The organism is Aeromonas rivuli, from assembly GCF_000820045.1.
Lineage (GTDB): Bacteria > Pseudomonadota > Gammaproteobacteria > Enterobacterales > Aeromonadaceae > Aeromonas > Aeromonas rivuli.
On sequence record NZ_CDBJ01000100.1, the window covers coordinates 256,119 to 279,675 of the forward strand.

Sequence of the window (23,557 nt, forward strand, 5' to 3'; positions counted from 1 at the left end):
TCATGGTAACAGCCGGATCCGAGCCCGCCTATGGACGAGGATCCCACTGCTGAGATTAAGGGCGCGAGCATAATCAATAGCGCCGCCAATACCAAGGTGATTCGGGAAGGTAAAAATGAGGGGGAGCAGAAAGAAAAGTGGTCCCGCAGAGGGGACCAAAACACTCATATCAAAACTAACACTCTGTGCTACTGACAAAACATACAGATACAGGAGTATTGAACACACGGTGAGTCAAACCGCAGGGCTACTCTACCGAGTTCGGATAAGCTGGACAATTGTCATTTCTGACAGGTCATCGATTGAATCTTGTGCTGACGTAGATAAAAACTCAACTATTATCAGCAAGTTACTTTCTTAGTTTGAAAACGCAAACTGCGTCACTCAAATTGATACAGCTAATCGCTATGCTGTTCAAAACTCAATCGAGCCTGACGGTTCGACAATGGCAAGGGTTACTCATGTCTCGACTCACCTCTTTGTGGATTAGCCTGGGGTTGTTGTGTGCTCCTGCTCTGCTGCTATTGCTGCTCAGTCCGCTACTGACCGGCCCGATCACCCATCAGCTGCTCAAGGCCAAGGAGCGAGAGCTGCTCGCCTATCAGGAGGAGCTGAATAAAGTACTCGAACACGACATGGAGAGCCAATTGGCACACTTCAAGTTCGACTGTGGCGCAGAAGACATGGCGCTGCTGCGCGCCCCAAACTATTACAGTCGCCTTATCCGCCTCGCGGGGCTCCAGTCCGCAGATGGCAAGAGCTGTTCGACTCTTGGTGCGGGACTCCCTCAGCTGACAGGCATCGAAGGCAAGCCACTGCCCTCAGGCTTCGGGCTCACCGCCACCGAGAGTTTATTTGGCACAGAGCAAGAGTTGATGGTCTACGTCAAACGCTCAGGCAACCTGGCCTATTGGGTGCTCAGCAACAGCTGGACCCATGAACTGCTACGCACCCCTTGCGAGGCGTGTTTCTATCTGGAATTAACCCATCATGACCCGGCCCTGGCTCACCTCTATTTCCCGCGAGGCAACGCCGACATCATGAGTCAGCCCCATGCAATCAAGCTCAGCCACCTGTATGAACGCCAACAGGTGCAACAGACCCTGTGGGCTGGCACGGCCCTGCGTCAGCATGCAGCCGAACGAATCCGTCATATCGGACTGCTCATTACCCTTCCCCTGGGTCTGCTGCTGGCCGCGGGTTACTGGTTGCTGCGCAACTACCGCAACTCCCTGGAGGGTCTGCTCAAGCTGGGTCTGCAACGGGGGGAGTTTCTGCCTTTCTACCAACCCATTGTCGACAGCCGCACCCATGAGGTCGTCGGCCATGAGGCCCTGATCCGCTGGCGACGGGGCGGAGATTTCATCTCCCCTGGGGCCTTCATCGATTATGCGGAGCGTCAGGGGCTGATCATCCCCATGACGGAGCAGCTGGTCTGCCAGGTGGTGGCAGATCTCAAGCAACTGGCCGCCCCCCAATGGGTCAGTGTCAATCTGGTCGCAGCCCACGTCGAGCGCCCCTATCTGCAAGAGCTGCTGACCCGCTTGCACTGGCCGGATCCCGACCGGCTCACCTTCGAGTTGACCGAGCGTATCCCCATCTCGGACATGAAGACGGCGGCCCGCGAGATGGCCAATCTTGGCCTGCGAGGCTACCACTTCAAGATCGATGATTTTGGTACCGGCTACGGCGGCTTCTCCTATCTGCAACGGCTCGGCATCAGCCGCATAAAAATAGACAAGATGTTTATCGACACCATAGGCACCCAGGATCTGAAACGTAACGTGCTCGATGCCATCATCGCCTTCGGCCATAAATCCCGAATGGAGATGATAGCGGAAGGGGTCGAGAGCCAGGCCCAGCTGGACTATCTCGCCGAACGGGGCGTCTACCTGATCCAGGGCTATGTGTTCGCCAGGCCCATGGCCTTGATGGATGTCATCCATTGGCGCCCGCCGGTCAAGGTGTCCCGCCCCGCAGAGTAGAAGAGGTTAAACGAGAGACCACAGGCTTTAGCCTGTCGCCAAAGAACGCACCTTGGCGCACGCTTTCACAGCAGAGCGGGCGGCATGGCTGCCGCGGTCAGATATGGGCATGAGAGTCTGGGGGCACTACTCGCTGATCAGGTTCTTGCCGAGCCGCTTGGCCCGATAGAGGGCGCCATCAGCCCGATTGAGCAACTGATGGGAACCCTCTCCCGGCAAGTATTCCGCCAGGCCGAAACTGAGGGTGATGGGCAGCGGCGTCTGTAGCCCCACCTCGGCAATGTGAGCCCGGATCTTCTCGGCAACCCGATGCGCATCCTGTAATGAGGTGCTCGGCAAGATCAGGATGAACTCATCCCCTCCCCAGCGCGCCAGGGTGTCTATCTCCCGCAACTGGTGTTTTACCTGATTCGCCAGCTCGACCAGGGTCTGATCTCCGGCGCAATGGCCATACAAGTCATTGATCTGTTTGAACTCATCGATATCGAGCGTCACTATGCTCAAGGCATGGTTGAAGCGTTTGGCCCGTTCACATTCATGGCGCAGGGTCTGCTCCAGTCGATAGCGATTGGCGACCTGGGTCAGGGAGTCCGTCTCGGCCAGGCGCCGATTCTCCTCCACCTGGCGGTGCAACTCCTCGTTGGTGTGGCGCAACTCCTGAGTACACTCGTCTACCAGCAGCGCGAGGGACTTGTTGGTCGATACCAGGGTCTCAAAATAGAGTTTCTTGTCATGAATATCGCGGTGCGCCCCTATCATGCGGGCCGGGGCGCCATCAGGCAGACGAGTGACAATATGGGCGCAGTCCTCTATCCAGAGATAATCCCCACCACTGGTGCGGCAGCGGTACTCGATGCGATAGCAGGGCGAACGTCCGCTCAGATAGTCATCGAAGTGGAGCATGACCCGGGTCAGATCCTCGGGGTGGATCAGGGACTCCCAGGTCAATACGTCATTGTCCAGACTGTGGGGTTCATAGCCCAGCATCCGGTACCAACCCGAGTTGCGATAGACATAGCCTGTGTCTATGTGCCAATCCCAGATGCCATCACTGACCAGATCGATGATGGCTTGCACCACATCGTCCGTCACATCAGGCAGTTGTTGATACTGCTGTCGATAGCTGTCCTCATTCATGATGCCATCCTTGCTCACACTCATGGGGCCACTTAGTGGGATCAAGTGTAGGGGCATCAGGGTGAAAAATACCTGCGCTGGCGCCCCGAATACTCAAAATCACACTTTTTTGGGACGGTGTGATTCGAACGGCACAGCGCGTGGCAAGCGGCTTCCCGGCCATCGACAGCGGGATGCGAGCCGCGATATGACGCTGGACAGACAACTGGCGTCATGATGGCTCCCGGCGCTCGCCATGGCCATGCATCCACTGAATCAATTCAAGACTTCAACCCCATGCTTCAAGCCAGGGCGTCGGCTAGTCGAACATGAGCCAGCCACGGCTGGCTGGCGCCGGGCCGGGATCAGTCGGAGAGGTAATATTCCACCGTCGAGACCACTCGCACCTTCTTGATATAGGGGGTGCTGGAGTCACGATTCTCCACGGTGAACTGGCCCTGATTGGCGGTACGGATCTTGCCGAGCCGGCTGTCGGAGTCCTTGGCAAACTTGTCGGCGACTTCCCGTGCCGAACGAGTCGCTTCCTCCACCATCAGCGGCTTGAGTTCGTTGAGCTTGGTGAAGATAAACTCGGTCTGCTGGTAATCCTGCCCCCCGAAGACGATGCCCTGCTGACCCAGCTCGGCGATGCCGTTCATCAATTGGCGAACGCGCTCCACCTGAGCGGACCGCACCGTGATGGTCTGGGCCGCGGTGTAACGGAAGGCGCCCGACTCGGCGCCACCATAGGGCTGAGCCAGCTTGTCGGTGACCGCGGGGGGCGCAATCAGTATCTCCTCCTCCGCCACCCCGTTGAGCTTGAGGTAGGCCAGCACGGCGGCGGCGCTCTTGCCCATCTCACTATAAAGAGCAGGCAACTCGTTGCTGGCCCCGGAGAAACGGATCGGCCAGACCACGATATCGGCCTGCACCTCTTTCTCCGACAAGCCCTTCACCGACACCCGCCGCTCAAGTTCCTTGGCCTTGAGCAGACTGTTGCCACCTATCCAGGCCATGCCAAGCAGCCCGACCAGCAGCAGGCTGCCGAGGGCGAGGGAAGATTTCACGCTCTGTTCCATAACAAACTCCGCATCAGTGGTGTCTTGTGACAAGACGTTCCCTAGTTGTATTGAAAAATGTAATTTGACAGTTTTTATGCCGCCTGCCCCGGTCGTGAATCTTTGGATGCTGTATTTTTAGCCTCTTCATTTTCCGCGCCATCTACATCAGAGTTCAGAACTGCATTAATTTTATCTGATTTATCGGCAACAATCTGATTTGCTTGATCATCTAGCTTTTTAGCAATGGCAGAGAAACCAGGTATTTTAGACAGTTTGGTTACAGCATCGGCAAGTTGTGCACTTTTATCGAGAGCATCCATAAGCGGGTGGTCTGATTTATCATAATTTGAAATCAACTTCCCTGGGTTTTCTGTGTTCACAGATACGATATTGAAGAGAAGCTTAACTCTGAGCTCCTCAGATATTGCCTGATCTTCTAACTCATCAATTTGGTGAGATAAACCCTCAAATGTCTTACTGACAACACCTTTATGAGTATATTCCTCAATTAGTCTCTTAGATAACTTATAACTTTTGTTCGTTGTATAGGCCAGCCACAATACAGGAATATACAATGGCAACATTGCGCTTAATAAATATGGAGTGTCTTTAATAATAACAATTAAGTTATCCCCACTGGATAACAGTCTATATGCATTTATAGCGAATGGAAGAAGTGATATTAACACAAGATAAAAAATTGACCAATTGAATGATTTCTCATGCTTTTGCTGTTCGATTATTTCTTTATCTATTTTTTCATTATATGCAGATGCGAGGCCCGCCGTCATAGCTTGAGGTAGCAATCTTTTTATGTTATGCAGTACTTCATTATATGAATCATGGCAACCTGAGATGTATTTGTCATAATTATCCTCAGCTTCTGACTTTAATTTAGATAGAAAATCACTAGTGTTAGACTTATGACTTTCAATATCTGTTGTCATTTTTGATAGTTCAGTTCGCAATTCTTTATATGTCTTATTTAATTTATCTAACAATCCCTCTACCCGCGTCTCTTCCTCACTTCCTTCCGCAGTACTGTCATAGCCAAATATTTCATCATGGATATTATCAATATCCCTTTTCAACATCGCACTTTGTGATAACAGCGACTTTATCTTCCCATGATTTGACTCACTATCTTTTCTATATTCCTGAATCGACTCAACAGTATTAACAAGCTCATCATGCTCCTGAATTATCTCTTTTATTTTATCGATAACTTCGGTTGACTCATCATAAGCTATTGTTAATCCATCATGCTTTAACGTTGCATCTTTCAGTAACGTCTTTAGATTATCATGGATATTTGAGGCTTGTAGATCAATATCAGTAACACGACCAAAAGCAGATTCTGCGTCTGCTTTAAACTTATCAATTAACCCTTTTGCTTTCTCAGCCTCCTCCTTAGCTTCTTTAGCTCTATTTCTAAACTCAGAGGTTCTCTTGGATGCTTGTGTTGCATCCTTCAAGCTTTCAGGAATAGTCATTGCTAGCTTATTCAATTCTTCAGCATTAGCTTTTTTATCCATCTCCAATGTTATTTCAGAGATTTTCTTCCATATATAATCTTTCTCTCTATTAAACTCTGCTTTATCCATCTCATTCCCCTTTAACCCCATAAATGACAATATTTCATTCTTCATAGCTTTACTCATTTAAAGCTTGGATATACCTACAATTTAAAATCACTCCCCCAACCGCTCCGCCAACCCCGAATAACGCTCGGTCTTTTTCCGCACAGCTTGGGCCAGCAGGGCGCGGTCGCCGTAGAGATCGAGGCGCGCCTTGGCGCGGGTGATGCCGGTATAGACCAGCTCGCGGGTCAAAAGCGGGCTGGGGGTGTCGGGCAGCACCAGCACCGTATGGGCAAACTCGGAGCCCTGGGATTTGTGGATGGTCATGGCGTAGACGGTCTCGTGGGGGGGCAGGCGGCTTGGCAAGAGCGCGCGCAGGCTGCCGTCCGGCTGCTCGAACCACACCTTGAGGCGGCCGGTTTCATCGGGCAGGCAGAGCCCCATGTCACCGTTGTAGAGGCCGATCCCGTGGTCGTTGCGCACCACCATCACGGGGCGGCCCGCATACCAGTCGCCGTCGCGCTGGATCAGCCCGGCCCGAGACAGGGCCAGTTCGAGCCGCTCGTTGAGCCCCAGCACCCCGAAGGGTCCGTCCCGCAGGGCGCAGAGGATCTGGAAGCCGTTGAACGCCTTGAACACGGCAGACGCCTCTTCTCCGGCGCGGGCCGCCTTCAGATAGCTGCCGTAACCGGCCACCCCCTGGGCAATCAGGGCCTCGTAGGCCTCTCCCGCCCAGGGGTGCAGGCTGATGTCCTTGAATCCCGCACTCCAGACCGATTCCACCGCGGCGGCATCGCCCGCGTTGCAGGCCCGCGCCAGCTGGCCTATGCCGGAGTGCTGATCGAAGCGCCAGCTCTTGGAAAGCAAGCAGAGGCTGTCGCGCACAGGTGCACCGGCAGGCGAACCCTGCAGGCGGTAGCCGGTCTGGCGGGAGAGCCAATCCGCCTGAGCGGGGCTGATGCCCTGTTCGATAAAGCTGCAGATATCCCCGAGCACGGCCCCCGCCTCCACCGAGGCGAGCTGATCCTTGTCGCCGAGCAGGATGAGGCGGGCGTGGCTCGGCAGCGCATCGAGCAGGCGTGCCATCATGGGCAGGTCGACCATGGAGGCCTCATCCACCACCAGCAAGTCGAGGTGCAGCGGGTTGCCCGCGTGGTGGCGGAACTGGCTGCGCCCCGGGATCACCCCGAGCAGCCGGTGCAAGGTGCCCGCCTCTGTAGGGATGGCCTGGGCCCACTCGGGGGGCAAGTCCAGCGCCTGCAGGGCAGAGCCTATGCTCTCGGTCAGGCGCGCCGCCGCCTTGCCGGTGGGGGCCACCAGCCGGATCGCCGGGGCCTTGCCTGTTTGCAGGCCTGTCTCCACCAGAATGGCCAGGAGCTTGGCCACAGTGGTGGTCTTGCCGGTGCCGGGGCCGCCGGAGATCACCGCGAAGGGGCGCGCCGCCGCGGTGGCCGCCGCCAGCTTCTGGCCGTTGCAGCAGAGCGCCTCGGGCACCAGCGCATCCAGCTTGCTCAAGTCGCTCGCCGCCTGGGCGCTCCCCAGCAGCGCCTCTATGGCGGGCCAATCCACCTCGTTCGGGAACACCAGATCCAGATACTTCTCGACGAAGTGGCGGGCCGAGAAATCCGGGGCGAGGCGGGCCTTGAGCAGCGCCCCGAACACCAGACCGTGGTCGCGGGCAAAGAGGCGCGACAGGGCCGGGGCTATCTCGGGCCATTCGGCGCGTTCACTTAAGGCACGCAGGTGGCGGGTCACCCCCAGCTCAAAATCGTGGTAGCGGGTGAGGTAGAGGCGCCCGTGCCAGAGCCGCAGCGGCCAGCGCGGGGCAAGCCCGTCATCCTGTTCAGAGCCAACCAGCGGACTTGCCGCAAAGAGGGCGGGCCAGCTCGCAGGATCCGCCAGATCCCCCAGCAGATCCCGGCTCTGATCCGGATCCAACCCGAAGGGGCGCAGGGATCCGGCAGCGAGCATGTCAAGCGGCAGGCAGACATGGCCGCGCCCAAGCTCGAAGCAGGCGAGCGCGGCCCCCAGCACCAGCTCGGGGCCGCCGCCCAAATCGGCCACCAGTTTGGCAAATTGCAGATCCAGCTGGCGGATACGCCCCCCTAGCGCCAGGGCTTTCAGCCGCTCGATCATACCGTCGCTCTTCATCTCGCCCCTCATGCCTCTGCCTTGTTTGGTTTTTCTAAACGATGATCGTCAGGCATTACACCTTTACTAAACAACTTGTCGAGCCCCAGCACCAGTTCACGACTCGGACGGGTATGGAATACCCCCCCTTGCGGCATGCCGCGCAGGAACAGATAGAAAACCCCGCCAAAGTGCTGGTCGAAGTCGTAGCCCGGCAGGCGCAGGCTGAGCAGCCGGTGCAGCGCCAGCGAGTAGAGCTGGTATTGCAGGTCGTAGCGGTGTTCCGCCATGGCCCGCTCCAGCGCCGGACGGCTGTAATCGGCCGGGCTCATGCCGAGGTGATTGGATTTGTAGTCGAGCAGATACCAGCGCCCCTGCCACTCGAACACCAGATCGATAAAGCCCTTGAGCATCCCCTGCACTGTGGCGAAGCCGAGCGGCTTGTTGGCCCGCGACAGGGGGTCGTGCTGCTGGCAGAGCGCGGTGAGCGCCGGGGCGGTCACCCGCCCCATGGGCAGGAAGAACTCCAGCTCCACCTGCTTGCGATCGGGGGCCAGATCCCGCAGCCGCACCGGCTCCCCAAAGCCGGTATCAAGGGGGGTATCGAGCACAGCCTCCACCTGCTGTTGCAGCACCGGGGCCCAGCTCTCGTCGAAACCATCTTGCAGCAACAAACTGGCGATATGCTGTGCCAGCGGCTCACCAGCGGCGCTCTCGAAGTCTATGGTCTCGAACAGGCTGTGCAGCAGGGTGCCGGGGCGCGCCCCTTTCGGGAAGGTGAAGATGGAGGGCTGGGGCGCTTCCTCTTCCTGCGCAGCGGCAGCCGCCTCGGTCACTACCTCGTCATCGAAGCCGGGATTCGCCAAGACCCCCTTGCCGTGGCCGTTCCCCTGGGCCGCCAGCCCGGAGTAGGAGCTGATCCACCAGTCCCGCTCCAGCCGACCGGTAAAGTGGCGCACCTGGGGCTCCCCCAGCCGCTCCTCCTCTGGCGGCAACGGGGCCGGACGGGTGAGCGAGGGCTCACAGACCACCACCCCGGGCAGCGCCTGGGCAAGCTCGGTGAGGGCGGTCGCCAGCGTCTCGGCATCCCCCTCTTCCCCCTTTTGCAGCAGGTAGCCGATGGCGGTGTGGTGCAGCTCTGTCTTCTCCGACTTGCCGTTGCCCGAGCGCACCGGGGCCAGCCCCAGCCAGGTGGCGTAGACGCCCCGGGTCAGCGCCACGTAGAGCAGACGCAAGTCTTCGGCGAGGCGCTCCTTGTCCGCTTCGGCCAGCGAATGGTCTGCGCCGGTCAGATCGAGAATGGTGCGATTGCCCCCCTCGTCCGCCTCGTGATAGAGCGGGGTCTCGGCGGTTCTGTGGCTGCAGATAAAGGGCAGGAACACCAGCGGGTACTCCAGCCCCTTGGATTTGTGGATGGTGACTATCTGCACCAGCTTGCGCTCGGATTCGAGGCGCAGTACCTGCTCAGCATCCTGGCCGCCCGGGCGGCTCACCGCCTCCCCCAGCCAGCGCAGCAGGGCATATTCCCCATCCAGCTCGCTGCTTATCTGTTGCAGCAGCTCGCCGAGATGGAGGAAGTTGGTCAGCCGCCGCTCGCCATAGGGGCTCGCCAGCAGGGAGGAGGCGAGATTGCGCCTGTGCAGCAGGGCCCGCAGCATGGCCAGCACGCCACGGCGATGCCAGATCTGCCGGTACTCCATAAACTCCTGCACCGCGCTCTCCCAGGCCCGCTCGTCCGAGGCCAGCGCATCGAGTGCCCTGGCGTCGAGATCGAACAGGCCGGTCGCCAGCGCCGCCCGCAGGCTGCGCTCTTCGCTCGGGTTCTGGCAGGCGTGCAGGATCAGCAGTATCTCCCGCGCCTCCACCTGCTCCAGTACGCTCTCGCGGTTCGACAGATAGACAGACGCGATGGCGAGCCGCGCCAGCTCCTGCTGCACCAGCTTGCCCTCGGCGCCGGTGCGCACCAGCACGGCGATGTCCCCCGCCTTCACCGCCTTGTCGCCTATCTGTGCCTTGCCCTCGCGGGCCAGGGTCAGCAGGCGGTGGATCTCGGCGGCGGTGGCGCGGGCCATCTTGCTCTGGTAATCCCCCCGGTTAAAGGTGGGCTGGCCGGTCAGCTGCCAGCAGTGGAGCACAGGAGCGGTAACGCCACCCAGCAGCAGCGCCTTGCTCTTGCCCTGGGCCTCCACCGGCAGGAAGGGGATATCCGCCTCGTAGATAAAGGGATCCCTGGCTCGCTCGAACAGGCCGTTGACCGCTCCCACCAACGCACCGCTGGAGCGCCAGTTGCGCCCAAGGGTGTAGTGGGCGCTCACATTTCGCCGCGCCTGAATGTAGGTAAAGATGTCGGCGCCGCGAAAGCCGTAGATGGCCTGCTTGGGGTCACCGATCATCAACAGCGCCGTGTCGCTATGGCCGCCGTAAAGCCGGTGGAAGATGCGGTACTGCTGGGGGTCGGTATCCTGAAATTCATCTATCATCGCCACCCGGTAGGTGGCGCGAATGCGATCGCAGAGCCGCTCGCCAAGGTTGGAGCCGAGCGCCCCATCGAGATCCTTGAGCAGGTCATCGAAGGAGAGCTGATGAGCCTGGCGCTTGCTCGCCTGCATCCGGCTGCGCACCACCTTGGCGGCCCGTTGCAGGATAAGATCGCGAATACCGGGGCGGCTCGCCAGCAGCTCGTCGATCTGGCTGAACAGCGGCAGGGTCGGCACTGCGCCCCCCTTCTTGAGGTTCTCCTCCAGCACGCGTTGCCCGAAGCGCTCCAGCTCCTTGGGGATGGCGTAGCCACTGTCCTCGTCCTGCGCCCAGTCGCCGATCTTGGCAAGCCAGCCTTCGTAGTTCTTGCCGGTATAGCGGCTGATCTGGCCGTCGGTCTGGCGGCGGATCTCGCCCCCCTGCGCCAGCCATTCGCTCTTCACCGCAGCGATGCGACTCATGGCCGCCTGATGGCGGGCGGCGAGGGTCTCATCCCCCAAGGCGGGGTGTATCTCCAGCTCGCTGTTGTCGAGCCAGCCGTTCATCTCCCGCAGCAGGGCGGCGGGGCTAGGCCAGAGCGCGCGCACCGAGCTGGCGAGGGTTTTATCCACCGGATAGAACTCGGCGCGCCAGTAGTCGCTCACCGCCTGCAGCCTGAGCTGGCTGTCGTCGGTCAAAAATTCTGTCTCGAACAGGGCGCCCGACTCGAAGGCGTTTTGTTTCAGCATCCGCTGACAGAAGCCGTGGATGGTAAAGACAGCCGCCTCATCCATCTGCCGCTCGGCGGCCAGCAGGCGGCGGGCCGCCAGCTCGTGATCCTCCACCTCGATCAGCAACTGGGCCAGCAAGTCATCCTTGCTCTCACCCCGCATAAAGGCGAGCCGCGCCTCGTGGATGCGACCGCGGATCCGCCCCCGCAGCTCGGCGGTGGCGGCCTCGGTAAAGGTCACCACCAGGATCTCGGTCACCGAGAGCGGCCGCTCGTGGGCGCTGGATTGACCCACATCGGCGCCTTCTTCGATCAGTGGGCCGTGCCCCAGCAGCAGGCGCAGGTAGAGACCGGCAATGGTGTAGGTCTTGCCGGTGCCGGCAGAGGCCTCGATCAGTCGTTCACCGTGGAGGGGAAAACGCAATGTATTGAGCGGGTTGGCCATGATCACATCATCTCCAGGGTGGTCAGCAGCGGGGTCAGATGTTCGCGGGCCAGGGCCTGCAACTGGCCCAGCACGGCGTCATCCAGTTCGGGGAAGCAGCGAGCGACATAAGGATCCTGCCCCTCCCCCGTCACCATGTAGCCGCCGTTGAAGCGGGTGAGGGCCGCCTTGTCGGCCGCCTCCGGCTTGTCCGGATCCTTCTCGATCGCCCTGAACCACTCCCAGGCGGTGTTGGGGAAAAACGGCAGCGGCCGCTTCATTCCCTGGGCCCAGAGGGAGACCAGGGCAGCCAGCCTGGGGCGCGCCTCCTCGGCCGGAAGAGCTGGCAGCCGCAGACTCTGCTTGGCATCGAACAGCAGGGTGTCGCCGGGGGCACAGCTCAGGGAGAGGCAGAGGTGCTGAACCCAGCCCAGCAGCAGATCCTTGCCGTTGAAGCTGCCGGGTTTCACCACCAGCAAGCGCCCCTTCTGGGTGTCTATCCACCCCTGCAGCTGGCCCTGGGTCAGGGAGATATCGATCTCCACCGCCCGTTTTTCTGCCTCATTGGCCGCAACCCAGGGGCGCAGCCGATCCGCCAGCTTGCCCATCTCGGCGTCCAGATCCTCCAGCAGCAGGCTGCCGAACCAGCCTTGGGGCAGCAGGCCGGTGAGCTGCAACCGCTCGCGACGCACGGCACTATCTCCTTGTGCCAGATGGGCATCGAGCAGCAAGGCCTTGAGCTGATAGTGCTGCAGGCCGTCCAGCTCGAACGGCTCGCTGTCTTCGATGTTGGCTTCATTCAGCTCGAACCACACCTTGAGGCGACGGTTGAGGAAATACTTGGTGGGCTGGCGATAGAAGCGCAGCAGCTCCGCCAGCTCCAGCCCCTGCTCCTTGCCCCATTCGGGAGGCAGCGGCAGCTCGCCGCTCTGGAAGTTGGCCGCGCCGCGCACCGGATTGAGGGCGGGCAGCCAGTCGGCGGCATAGGTAAAGAGGCGGGACTCTGCTTCCGGGTAGAAGTAGTTGCGGCTGTAGGGGGTGAGCGGGTGCGCCACTATCAGGTGCTGAAGCAGCCGCCGGCCTGAGGTTTCGTCATCCAGGCTCTCATCCCCCGCCAGCACGAAACCCTGACGCACATAGTCGATCAGTTCCGCCAGCAGCACCGAGGGCACCTTGTCGCTGTTGTCCTGGGCGCTGAAGCCCTGATAGCTGATATAGAGCCCCTGCTGGGCGCTCAGCAGCGCCTCGAGGAAGAGGTAGCGGTCATCATCGCGGCGGGAGCGATCACCGCGCCGCGATGCCACCGCCATCAGATCGAAGCCCATGGGGGCCAGAGTGCGCGGGTAGACGCCGTCGTTCATGCCGAGCAGGCAGACCTGCCTGAAGGGGATGGAGCGCATCGGCATCAGGGTACAGAAGTTGACCTGACCGGCGAGGAAGCGCTGGCTGGAGCGAGACTCCCCCAGCACGCTGCCGAGATAATCCTGCAACAGGTCGGCGGTGATGGGCTGATCGAAGCGGGCCTCCCCGAGCTGGGTCTGCCAGTCGGCCAGCTGGCTGCGAATAAGCTGCAGCTGACGCTCTTCATCTTCGTCGGCCAGATAGAAGCGCTCCAGCAGCGCCAGCAGGCAGGCGTTCCACTCTGCCAGCGGCTGCGCCTGTTGCAGCCGGGGCAAAAATTCCGCCAGGGAGTCGACGAACCAGGCGAGCTTGCCGAGCGCCAGTCCCTGCTGACCCTCGATCTCGGCGTAGGGCAAGATGCTGGCCAAGGGGCCCTGCTGACCCCCAGTGCTGTCGGCACAGGGCAAGATGCCCGCCACCGGCTCCCCATCTCCCATGGCAAAGCCGAGCAGCATGCGGCGCAGGCCGAACAGCCAGCTGTTGCCGGACATGGGCGGCAGATCGAAGCGGACGGGGTAGCCGTCATCCAGCCCCCAGCGGATGCCGGTCTCCTGCACCCAGACCCGCAGCTGGTTGAACTCGTCGTCATCGAGCTCAAAGCGGCGCAGCACGGCGGGCACTTCCAGAATGGCCAGCAGCTCCCCCGCACCGAGGCGGGCATTTGGCAGGTGCAGCAGGGCGAGGAAGCTTTGCAGCAGCGGGCTCTCCTGACTCGCCGCCCGATCCGACACCGCGAAGGGGATCTGGCCACGGGCGCCAAAGACGGCCTGAATGTAGGGGCCGTAGCTGTTCACGTCCGGCATCATCACCACCACATCTTTCGGGGTGAGAGAGGGATCCTGCTCGAACAGCCCTAGCAGCCGGTCGTGCAACACCTCGAGTTCGCGCATCGGGCCGTGGCAGGCGTGGATCTGCAAGGATCCATCCGCCGGGCTGATGGGGCTCTTGTGATGGCTGCTGTCGAGGTCGAATTGACCGGCGCCCCGTTCTGCCAGCTCCAGCACATCCTTCTGGATGGCGCGCAGCAGGCTGACATTGCCCTGCTCATCCACCTCGTCGATATCGACGAAGGCCTCGATTTGCGGCACCTCCAGCTCCATCAGCTGATGCAGGTAGTCGCGCCCCAGCTTGCCCATGGAGGCGAGCAGCGGGTTGGCGGGCCCTTGCAGGGTCTCGATGTCGGTGCCGGGCTTGAGCCTGGTTTCGAGCCGCGCCAAGGTTTTTCTGTCCAGCAGATCCCCCCAGTAGTAGCGGCAGGGGTTGGTGACGAACAGGTGCACCTCCACCTCGGGTCTGCTGCCGAGGGCCAGCAGGGCCTCCACATAGCGCGGCGGCAGCGCCGAGATGCCGAACACGAAGACCCGCTGGGGCAGCTTGCCCGGCAATTCACGGGTGCGCGCCAGCTCGTGGATAAACTCCTCGTAGAGGTTGGCTCTGTGGTAGCCGCTGGGCGCGAGGGCCAGGGTGCGGGCCACCAGCTCGCGCCACAGTTCGGGCTGCCAATCCTGACCGCTCACCCCGGCCAGCTCCTGGCTGTTGCCATCAACCAATCCCCCCCCCGCTTCCCAGCGGGCGATCCAGTCCGGCCGATAGACCAGATACTGGTCAAAGAGATCCGCCACCTTCTGGCAGAGCTGCCAGAGCCTTACTTGCTCGGGATCCTGGGCAGGATCTTGCTCATCCCCCCCCAGATAGGCGGCGAGCGGGGCGAAGGCGGGCCTGTCCAGCAGGGCGGGCAATATGGTCATCAGTTGCCAGCTCATGGATCCCTTGTTGTAGGGACTCTGGCGGGGCACATCCGCCAGCACCTGGGTGAACATCTCCCAGATGAAGCTGGCGGGCAGCGGGAAGTCGATATTGGCGGCGATGCCGAAGGCCTTGGCCAGCTCCAGCTTGAGCCACTGGGCCATGCCGGGACTCTGCACCAGGATCTGCTCGTGCTCGAAGGGGTGAGAGAGGGGCGCCTGCCGGATATGGTTCACCAGCAACTCTTTGAGCAGATCCAGCTGATTGGAGTGGTAGAGGGTAAACATGGGCAAGTCCCGCCAATTAAAAAGAGGGGTGCGCGCAGGAAAAGATGAACAAATCCCGTCACTTCACCAGACATTGGATTGTCAGGGATCGGGGGGGAAGATGCAAAAGGCCCTTGTAGCAGCAGAGCGGGCCGCCATCACACTACCGACATTGGCGGTGGCAAATCACGGACACAAAAAAGCCGGCGCTGCTGCGCCGGCTAAAAACATGGGAACTTTATGGAAAATATGACGTATCAGGGTATTACCAGCACTTGCCCAAACGGCCATCCACACTGAAGGCACCGGCACCCGCTGCCGCCAGGGCCAGGAAGCCACCAGCCACTGAAACGTTCTTCATAAACATCAACATCTGCATCTGCTCCGCAGGCTGGTAATGGAAGAGGAAGGCCGCCATCAGGGTAAAGCCGGCCATCAGCACGGCGATGCTACGGGTAAAGAGGCCCAGCATGATGGCGAGACCACCGCCCAGCTCCAGCAGGATCACCAGGGGCAGCAGGGCACCGGGCACTCCCATGGCCTCCATATAACCTTGGGTGCCAGCGTAGCCGCCGATCTTGCCCCAGCCTGCGACCACAAACATCAGGGCCAGCAGAATACGACCAACCAGCAGTGCCACATCTCTCATCTTGTCCATCTTCAGATTCCTTTGATTACCAATTCACAGTGTTAATAGTGTAAGACCGATTTACTAACTCATTCATTTCGCCGAGATTTATTTATCAAGGCAGATCAAACAACAGAGCCTCGCTCCCTTGGGAGGCGCTCAGTGTCCAGTTATCTTCATCACGACTGAGTACCCCGTCGCCAGGCTGGGCCGCCAGACCGTTCGCGGTCAAGCTCCCTGAAATCATATGCAGGTAACCATGACGCCCTTGCAATGCCCATTTGAGGGTCTCCCCTTCGGCGAGTTGCAGTCGCCATACCCGGGCCTGCTGGCGAATGCTGAAGGATCCGGCCTCGCCATCCGGCGATGCCACCAACGTCATGCCTGGCTGGTTTTCTATCCGCTTCTGCTGATAACCGGGGGTCGTACCGAACTCGTTCGGCTCTATCCAGATCTGCAGCAGTTGCAGCGGTTCACTCTGAGAGGGGTTGTACTCGCTGTGGCGAATACCTGAACCCGCACTCATCAACTGGAAATCCCCAGCCGGGATCTGCTCGGCATGACCCAGGCTGTCCCTGTGTTCTATGGTGCCCTTGAGCACACAGGTCAGGATCTCCATGTTGGCGTGAGGGTGGGTGGCGAAACCGCCACCCGCTGCCACCATGTCGTCGTTGATAACCCGCAAGGCTGAGTGCCCCATCCACTCCGGGTCGTAGTAGTGACCGAAGGAAAAACTGTGGTGAGTATCGAGCCAGCCAAAATTGGCGTGACCTCGATCTGCTGCGGCTCTCAATTGCATCATGGTGTGCTCCTTACGCTATAAAGCTGTGGTTAACGCTGGCGACCGTCACCCAGACCGAAGGGGATCCGGTACTCACTGGACTCGTCACCCAGGCTCACCGTCAGGTTGCCCTGGGTGCGACTCGGCAGTTTGACCCGCTGGGTGCCCATCAGATCGGCATGGACAGAGGCCAGCAGATCGCCGGACTCGTCACGCACCTCCAGCATGGGGTTGGACTTGCCGTCGATGACAGCGCTGGCTTGCCAGTTGACGAGCAGGGAGCCCGGGGTGGCGCTGAAATCAGCTGGCACGCTGGCCTGGGCCAGACCGGAACTCATCAGGCCTGCAACGGCCAACATCTTGATTACGTTTTTCATGTTCAATTCTCTCTTGGATTTTTATGTCATTGATAGGCCGTCAGGCCTGGGCCAATGCCTCCATGCAAGAGACTACGTCAAATATTATGTTGTTCTTTTACTGAAAGCTGACCACCTCATTTTGAAGGGGTCACAGCCTGGAACTGCACTTATTTGGCCACTGAGCCATCCTGCTCAAGCGATGATTGAATATTAAACCTGCATGGCTTAAGTTGTTAGCGAGATAATCTGGCTATCATATTCAAAATATTTGAAGGTTACCCATGAGCAAAGAGCGCGCACTGACCCTGGAAGCCATTCGGGTGCTGGATGCCATAGAGAGACGGGGCAGCTTCGCCGCCGCCGCGGAGGAGTTGGGCAAGGTACCCTCGGCACTGAGCTACACGGTGCAAAAACTGGAAGATGAACTGGATGCCATGCTGTTTGACCGCAGCGGCCATAGAACCAGGTTCACTCCGGCCGGTCGCATGCTGCTGGAGCAGGGTCGCTTGCTATTGCAGGCGGCCGAGCATCTGGTGGGGGAGACCCGTGCCCTGGCGCGGGGGTGGGAGACCGACATCACCATCGCCGTGGATGCCCTGATGCCGGTGCAGAGGTTATTCCCTCTGGTGGAGCGCCTGGCCGAGCTGACCGATACCCGCTTGCGACTGCGGGCCGAGGTCTTGGCGGGGAGTTGGGAGGCGCTGGAGGATGGCCGCGCCGATCTGCTTATCTCTTCCCTCAATCCCGATCTCATGCTGACCGGCATCAAACACCAACTGCTGCAAGAGGAAGTGATGCTCTACGTCGCCCACCCGGATCACCCGCTGCATCAGGAGCCGGAGCCCCTGGCGGACGAGACCCTGCGCCGCTACCGCGCCATTGCCATCGCCGACTCGGCGCGGCGCAAGCCCGCCCTCACCTATCGCCTGCTCGACAAGCAACCCAGACTCACCGTCAGCACCATGGCCGAGAAGCGCGATGCCCTGTTGGCCGGGATCGGGGTCGGCACCATGCCGCTGAGCTGGATTGAAGAGGATATCAAGACGGGGCGCCTCAAGGTGATCGGTCCGGAGTACCGTCACCAGCTCCAGGTCGTGCTGGCGTGGCGGCGGGACAGCATGGGCAAGGCCAAGAGCTGGCTGGTGCGGGAGATCCCCAAGCTGTTTGTGGCCAAGGCGTAATGCGTCACAACTTGACGCCAGGGGCAAATTAGGGGAAAAGAAAAAAGCGGAACCCTGACGGGATCCGCTCAATTTGCCAGGAAAGAATAAAAACCTTTCGGTTTAAAAAAACCCTTAAATTGGAAGCAAACAATCGATTTCGCAACCAGGAAAGTCTCGAATTCGATTCGTGTTCGATTATGCGCGAACTGTTATTCCTCGCCAGCACTATGTTGCAGAGTTGAAGGATGTGCACCGCCCGGTGTCATTTTCTGCAACCTTTGCCCCAAACTGGTCAGATCATCCCGCTTATTTCGGCCGCTTGCTTTCTCCTGGTTTTTTAAAGTGTCAATATCTGAGCCCGAACCATGGAAAAGGTACACTTTTTGGCGGTTCATCAAATGCACATAAAGGAATGACGCATGACCTATAGCCAGACCCTGGCCATTAACATTCTCGACACCCTCAAGAAGACGCTGATCGACAAGGGGATCCGTTATCAGACCCTGGCGGAGGCGATGAATGTCTCCATCGCGACCATCAAACGGATGATGAACAAGCCATCACTGCCCTTTGATACCCTGTTGGAGATCTGCCATCTGGTGGGTCTGTCATTCGAGGAGCTGCTCGAACGCACTCAGGAGGCCCAGAGCCGCCGCGCCGTCTTCACCCAGGAACAAGATGAGTCCTTCCACAACGAGCCCGGCCTCTACGCCTTCCTCGCCAACATCTTCTGGCGTGACAAGACCCTCATCGACCTGAAGCGGGAGTACGGCCTGACCGATGCCTCCTGCTACCTCTATCTGCGCAAGCTGGAGAAGCTCGGCATCCTGCAGCTCGGCATCGACAACAGCTTCCATTTTCTCATCAGCGAGCGGATCAACTTCGAGCAGCACAGCCGCTTCGCCCGCCAGCAGGCACGCCAGGCCATGTCTGTGCTTGGCGACTATCTGGTGGAAAACATGCACAAACAGAACAACTACATGGCGCTCTGTCAGCTGCATCTGGACGAGAGCGAGGCGTTCGCCCTGATCGAGCGGATGAAGGAGTACTGGCATCAGGAGCTCAAGCTCAACCGCCCCGCCATCGGCCAGCGGGAAGACACCAAGACCTACACCATGTCGCTGCAGCTGGCGGACTGCGGTTACCAGAGCTTCGACGATCTCATCCCCAACATCGACGGATGAGGCTTAGCGCAGACCTCTCCCTGCGGGGGGAGGTCTATTTCCCTCAAACGCCAGCGTTCAGCCATGGCGGACAGGACGGGTATCCAGCGCGATGCAGATTGCATCGGGACGCCAGTGCTCTATATCACAGTCGATCAAGGCGCCCGCCTGGTCATAGTTGACCCGCACCAACCGCAGCACGGGGCTGCCCTGGGCCAGGTTGAGCACCCGCGCAATCTCTCCCCGTGCCGCCACCGGTGTCACCTCCAGCCGTGCGCCCCCCTGCCCCATGCCATATTCGCGCAGATAGAGCTCGGTGAGCGACCCCGCCAGCGGTTGACTCTCGATACCAGGAAAACGGGTTGCCAGCAGATGATGGCTGACGTGGAGCACGGGGCGGCCATCGATGAGGCGCTGACGGCGGATCCCGAACAGTGGGGTGAAGGGGGTGATGGCCATCCAGCGACAGAGATCGCTGCTGGCCAGTTCGCTGCCCTGACCGAGCAAGCGGGTCTCGGCGCTGCGCTGCTGCTCGGCGATCCACTGATGAAAGTGGGTGTGACGAACCGGGTCATAGACGAGCCTGGGGGGCGCCACGAACCAGCCGCGCCGCTCGGCCCGGTAGATGATCCCCTCGGCCTCCAGGGTCGAGAGCGCCTCCTTGACCGTGATGCGGGTGGTGGCGAAACGCTCGCTCAAGGCTCGCTCGGCGGGCAATTGCTGGCCCGCCGTCAGTTGCCCACTCGCGATGTAGCGGTGCAGCGTCTGGCAAATTTGTTCACTCTTGGTGAGCGGTCTGGTCACGAGCCTGTCCTGGCATAGTCCAACGAATCGAATGCCACGCTTATATCCCGCCCAGATGAAGCTGCCATGACAGTGGCTCAGGCAAGAAAATGTCATCCAATCGCCACAAAAGCGCCCCGCCACCGTCACATTCCCCCCCTAGCATCGTCCTCGAACCTTAACTGACCTAGTCCAGAGGGATGGGATGATGAAAACCTTGATCGCAAGTGCACTGGCCATCGCGGCCATCAGTCAGCCGTTTTTTGCAACCAATAGCTATGCCGCCGACAATATCGCGGATCTGGAAAAGGCCGCCCGTGGCGAAGGCCAGCTCCACAGCATCGGCATGCCCGACAGCTGGGCGAACTGGAAGGATACCTGGCAGCAGCTGGGCAGCATCTACGGCATCAAGCATCAGGATACCGACATGAGCTCGGCGCAGGAGATCGCCAAGTTCGCCGCCGAGAAGGCCAACGCCACCGCCGATATCGGCGACGTGGGCGGCGCCTTCGGCCCGGTCGCGGTCAAGCAGGGGGTCACCCAGCCCTACAAACCCTCCACCTGGGCAGACATTCCCAACTGGGCCAAGGATGCGGACGGTCACTGGATGCTGGCCTATACCGGCACCATCGCCTTCCTGATCAACAAGGATCTGGTCAAGGCCGCCCCCACCAGCTGGCAATCCCTGCTGGGTGGCGACTACAAGGTGACCCTGGGTGACGTGGGCGTGGCCTCCCAGGCCAACAACGGCGTGCTGGCGGCGGCCTATGCCACCGGCGGCAGCGAGAAGAACCTCAAGCCTGCGCTGGATCTGTTCGGCCAGCTGGCCAAGCAGGGTCGCCTCTCCCTGAACGACCCGACCATCGCCAACATCGAGAAGGGCGAAGTGGAGGTGGGGGTGCTGTGGGACTTCAACGCCCTGAACTACCGCGACCAGATCGACCCCAACAAGTTTGAGGTGGTGATCCCGAGCGACGGCTCCGTCATCGCCGGTTACACCACCATCATCAACAAGTGGGCCAAGAACCCCAACGCCGCCAAGCTGGCCCGTGAATACATCCTCTCCGATGCCGGTCAAATCAACCTGGCCCGTGGCTACGCCCGCCCCATCCGCAGCAATGTGACCCTGCCGGATGACGTCAAGGCCAAGCTGCTGCCAGCCGAGCAGTATGCCAATGCCAAGCCGGTGCAGGATCATGCAGCCTGGGAGCAGAGCTCCAAGGCCCTGCCGCGCCAGTGGCAAGAAACCGTCATGATCAACATGCAGTAAGGAAATCCAGTGCAACACAAGGTGATAGTGGTACTTGTGGATGGCCTGGCAGCCGAGGTAGCCCATTGCATGGGCTACCTTTTCGGCATGGTGGAGGCGGGGCGCGGCCTGCATACGACCCTGAGCTCTGCCTTGCCCTCCCTCTCCCGGCCCCTCTACGAGTGCATCCTGACCGGCGTGCCGCCGGTGGCGAGCGGCATCACCCACAACGGGGTGAGTCGCCTCAGTCTGCATGACTCCATCTTCCATCTGGCCCGCGCGGCGGGCAAAGGCACAGCAGCGGCGGCCTATTACTGGGTGAGCGAACTCTACAACCGCAGCCCCTGGCTGGCTGCCCGGGATCGCTATACCCATGACGAGCAACTGCCCATCCAGCACGGCTGCTTCTACTGGGATGACAACTACCCCGACAGCCATCTGCTGATGGATGGCGAGTGGCTCAGAACCCAACATGATCCCGATTTTCTGCTGATCCACCCCATGGGGGTGGATGACGCCGGCCACAAGTTTGGCCTGGATTCACGCCAGTACCGCAATCAGGCGCGCCGGATGGACAGCCTGCTGGCCGATCTGCTGCCCCAGTGGCTGGCAGAGGGGTATCAGGTGGTGATCACCTCGGATCACGGCATGAACGAGGATCTCAGCCACGGCGGCACCCTGCCCGAGGAGCGCACCGTGCCGCTCTGGCTGTTTGGTGATTCCTTCGTCGAGCGCTGGCCGGATGGGGTGGTGATCGCCCAGACCCAGCTCTGCGCCCTGATGGCCGACCTGCTGGGCATTCCTCACGACAAGTCGGCAGCGCCCCCGCTGCTCAAGGCGGCCTTTATGCGCGAGGTGCACTGATGATGCCTGCAACCACCGAGATCCTGCTGGATCAACCCGCAGCAACCCGGCGCCAGGCGCGCCGCCACTGGCTGCCCGCGCTAGTGCTGCTCCCATTTGTCCTCTTGATGATACTGTTCCAGCTCGCCCCCATGGTGTGGGTGCTGGTGGGCAGTTTCCAGACCCCGGATGGTTGGGGCCTCGACTACTATCGGGAGATTTTGAGTTCCCCCTTCTATCTGCAATCCTTCACCAACTCATTGCGCATCGCCGGCATCGCCAGTCTAGGAGGGCTCGCCATCGGCACCCTGGGGGCGGCCGCACTGCGCCACAGCGGCGAGCGGGTCAAGCGGCTGCTGCTGGCCTTTGTCACCATGACCGGCAACTTCAGCGGCGTGCCCCTGGCGTTCGCCTTCATCATCATTCTCGGCATCAACGGCGCGGTCACCCTGCTGCTCAAATCCTGGGGATTGATCGACGGCTTCAACCTCTACTCCGGGGCTGGCCTCATCCTCATCTACACCTATTTCCAGATCCCCCTCGCCCTGCTGCTGCTCTACCCGGCCTTCGATGCCCTGCAGGATGAGTGGCCCCAGGCCGCCGCCCTGCTTGGCGCCAGCAAGAGGCAGTATGTGTGGCACGTGGCGCTGCCGGTGCTCACCCCCGCCCTGCTCGGCACCCTGATCATTCTGTTTGCCAATGCGGTGGGGGCCTATGCCTCCGCCTACGCCCTCACCACAGGCAACTTCAATCTGGTGACCATACGGGTGGCGAGCCTGGTCTCCGGCGACATCTTCCTCGAGCCCAATCTGGCGGCGGCGCTGGCGGTGATCCTGATGGTGCTGCTGGGGGTGGTGACGGCCGCCAACCAGTGGCTGCTGAAAAAGAGCTACGTGAACAGGGGGCAATCTCATGCATGATTTGACGCCGCGCTGGCCGCGCTGGGTGCTGGGGGCCCTGGTCGCCACCCTGCTGCTGCCGCTGCTGGCGACTTTTCTCTACTCCATCTCCACCCGCTGGGGAGCGACCCTGCTGCCGGACGGCTTCACCCTCGACTGGTATCTCAAGCTGTGGGGGGATCCGCGCTTTCTCGCGGCCTTTGGCCGCAGCCTGCTGGTCTGCTTCGCCACCCTGCTGCTAGGGACTTTGGTGCTGGTGCCAACCGTGCTGGTGGTGGCCTACTACTTCCCCAGACTGGATCCCTGGATGAACTTGCTGATCCTGCTCCCCTTCGCGGTGCCGCCCGTGGTCTCCTCGGTAGGGTTGTTGCAGATCTACGCCGACGGCCCGCTGCCCATTATCGGCACGCCGTGGATCCTGATCGGCACCTGGTTCACCGTGGTGTTGCCCTTCATGTACCGGGCGCTGGCCAACAGCCTGCAAGGGGTGCCGCTCAGAGATCTGATGGATGCTGCCCACCTGCTGGGGGCAAGCAGTGGCCGCGCCTTTCTGCTGGTGGTGATCCCCTGCCTGCGCAAGGGGCTGCTGGCGGCGCTGTTTCTCTCCCTCTCCTTCCTGCTCGGCGAGTTCGTGTTTGCCAACATGCTGGTGGGCACCCGCTACGAGACCCTGCAGGTCTACCTCTACAACATGAGGTCCACCTCGGGCCACTTCACCAGCGCGCTGGTGATGAGCTACTTCCTGCTGACCCTGCTGCTCACCTGGGCGGCCAACAGATTTCATCGGTGATCC

The 23,557-nt window shown here is 60.4% G+C and carries 18 protein-coding genes; 8 read left to right on the plus strand and 10 right to left on the minus strand.

Going from position 1 to position 23,557, the window contains the following annotated elements; all coding sequences use genetic code 11:
* Positions 1 to 461: 461 nt before the first annotated feature.
* A complete protein-coding gene (locus tag BN1130_RS20935) occupies positions 462 to 1,985 on the plus strand; it encodes an EAL domain-containing protein (protein WP_042044364.1) in 1,524 nt (507 codons plus the stop codon).
* A gap of 126 nt (positions 1,986 to 2,111) precedes the next feature.
* Here the strand turns inward: BN1130_RS20935 and BN1130_RS20940 are convergent, their stop codons facing one another.
* The 6 genes from BN1130_RS20940 to recC form a co-directional block, all read right to left on the minus strand.
* On the minus strand, positions 2,112 to 3,122 hold the full coding sequence (locus BN1130_RS20940) for a sensor domain-containing diguanylate cyclase (RefSeq protein ID WP_042044365.1): 1,011 nt from the start codon (positions 3,120 to 3,122) through the stop codon (positions 2,112 to 2,114).
* A gap of 344 nt (positions 3,123 to 3,466) precedes the next feature.
* Entirely contained in the window at positions 3,467 to 4,180 is a 714-nt protein-coding gene (locus tag BN1130_RS20945; protein ID WP_042044366.1) for an SIMPL domain-containing protein, read from the minus strand.
* 74 nt (positions 4,181 to 4,254) lie between these two features.
* The gene (locus tag BN1130_RS20950; protein ID WP_042044367.1) at positions 4,255 to 5,811 is read right to left on the minus strand and encodes a coiled-coil domain-containing protein; all 1,557 of its coding nucleotides are present in this window, start codon (positions 5,809 to 5,811) and stop codon (positions 4,255 to 4,257) included.
* A gap of 42 nt (positions 5,812 to 5,853) precedes the next feature.
* Positions 5,854 to 7,893: an exodeoxyribonuclease V subunit alpha gene (gene recD / locus BN1130_RS20955; protein ID WP_157014128.1), complete on the minus strand. Its 2,040-nt coding sequence runs from the start codon at positions 7,891 to 7,893 to the stop codon at positions 5,854 to 5,856.
* Positions 7,894 to 7,901: 8 nt separating this feature from the next.
* Positions 7,902 to 11,504 carry an exodeoxyribonuclease V subunit beta gene (gene recB / locus BN1130_RS20960; RefSeq protein ID WP_042044369.1) on the minus strand — a complete coding sequence of 1,201 codons (3,603 nt, stop codon included), beginning with the start codon at positions 11,502 to 11,504 and terminating at the stop codon, positions 7,902 to 7,904.
* Positions 11,505 to 11,506: 2 nt separating this feature from the next.
* A complete protein-coding gene (gene recC, locus BN1130_RS20965) occupies positions 11,507 to 14,917 on the minus strand; it encodes an exodeoxyribonuclease V subunit gamma (protein WP_042044370.1) in 3,411 nt (1,136 codons plus the stop codon).
* Between recC and BN1130_RS22495 the strand changes: the two genes are divergently transcribed.
* Entirely contained in the window at positions 14,916 to 15,149 is a 234-nt protein-coding gene (locus BN1130_RS22495) for a hypothetical protein (protein WP_157014129.1), read from the plus strand. The two genes, recC and BN1130_RS22495, sit on opposite strands and share 2 nt — an antisense overlap.
* Before the next feature lie 12 nt (positions 15,150 to 15,161).
* Here the strand turns inward: BN1130_RS22495 and BN1130_RS20970 are convergent, their stop codons facing one another.
* From BN1130_RS20970 to BN1130_RS20980, 3 genes are all read right to left on the minus strand, one after another.
* Positions 15,162 to 15,554, minus strand: coding sequence for a DoxX family protein (locus BN1130_RS20970; RefSeq protein ID WP_042044371.1), 393 nt, complete (start codon positions 15,552 to 15,554; stop codon positions 15,162 to 15,164).
* An 85-nt stretch (positions 15,555 to 15,639) separates the two neighbouring features.
* Positions 15,640 to 16,326, minus strand: coding sequence for a pirin family protein (locus BN1130_RS20975; protein WP_042044372.1), 687 nt, complete (start codon positions 16,324 to 16,326; stop codon positions 15,640 to 15,642).
* Between the two features lie 29 nt (positions 16,327 to 16,355).
* Complete coding sequence (locus BN1130_RS20980; protein ID WP_042044373.1) at positions 16,356 to 16,688, minus strand: hypothetical protein; 333 nt, start codon at positions 16,686 to 16,688, stop codon at positions 16,356 to 16,358.
* Positions 16,689 to 16,945: 257 nt separating this feature from the next.
* Here BN1130_RS20980 and BN1130_RS20985 point away from each other — a divergent pair, with 257 nt between their 5' ends.
* Both BN1130_RS20985 and BN1130_RS20990 read left to right on the plus strand, forming a co-directional pair.
* Positions 16,946 to 17,845 (plus strand): LysR family transcriptional regulator, encoded by a 900-nt coding sequence (locus BN1130_RS20985; protein WP_042044374.1) that lies wholly within the window; start codon positions 16,946 to 16,948, stop codon positions 17,843 to 17,845.
* Between the two features lie 401 nt (positions 17,846 to 18,246).
* Positions 18,247 to 19,011, plus strand: coding sequence for a helix-turn-helix domain-containing protein (locus tag BN1130_RS20990; protein ID WP_042044375.1), 765 nt, complete (start codon positions 18,247 to 18,249; stop codon positions 19,009 to 19,011).
* Positions 19,012 to 19,068: 57 nt separating this feature from the next.
* Here the strand turns inward: BN1130_RS20990 and BN1130_RS20995 are convergent, their stop codons facing one another.
* The gene (locus BN1130_RS20995) at positions 19,069 to 19,794 is read right to left on the minus strand and encodes a UTRA domain-containing protein (protein WP_198135321.1); all 726 of its coding nucleotides are present in this window, start codon (positions 19,792 to 19,794) and stop codon (positions 19,069 to 19,071) included.
* Between the two features lie 187 nt (positions 19,795 to 19,981).
* Here BN1130_RS20995 and BN1130_RS21000 point away from each other — a divergent pair, with 187 nt between their 5' ends.
* Genes BN1130_RS21000 through BN1130_RS21015 form a run of 4 tightly spaced genes read left to right on the plus strand, consistent with a single transcriptional unit; the run spans position 19,982 to position 23,554 of the window.
* On the plus strand, positions 19,982 to 21,043 hold the full coding sequence (locus tag BN1130_RS21000; RefSeq protein ID WP_042044376.1) for an ABC transporter substrate-binding protein: 1,062 nt from the start codon (positions 19,982 to 19,984) through the stop codon (positions 21,041 to 21,043).
* 9 nt (positions 21,044 to 21,052) lie between these two features.
* A complete protein-coding gene (locus BN1130_RS21005; protein WP_042044377.1) occupies positions 21,053 to 21,886 on the plus strand; it encodes an alkaline phosphatase family protein in 834 nt (277 codons plus the stop codon).
* Positions 21,886 to 22,785 carry an ABC transporter permease gene (locus tag BN1130_RS21010; RefSeq protein ID WP_042044378.1) on the plus strand — a complete coding sequence of 300 codons (900 nt, stop codon included), beginning with the start codon at positions 21,886 to 21,888 and terminating at the stop codon, positions 22,783 to 22,785. The genes BN1130_RS21005 and BN1130_RS21010 overlap by 1 nt, the downstream gene beginning before the upstream one ends.
* Positions 22,778 to 23,554, plus strand: coding sequence for an ABC transporter permease (locus BN1130_RS21015; RefSeq protein WP_042044379.1), 777 nt, complete (start codon positions 22,778 to 22,780; stop codon positions 23,552 to 23,554). Before BN1130_RS21010 ends, BN1130_RS21015 begins: the two co-directional genes overlap by 8 nt.
* Positions 23,555 to 23,557: the final 3 nt, after the last annotated feature.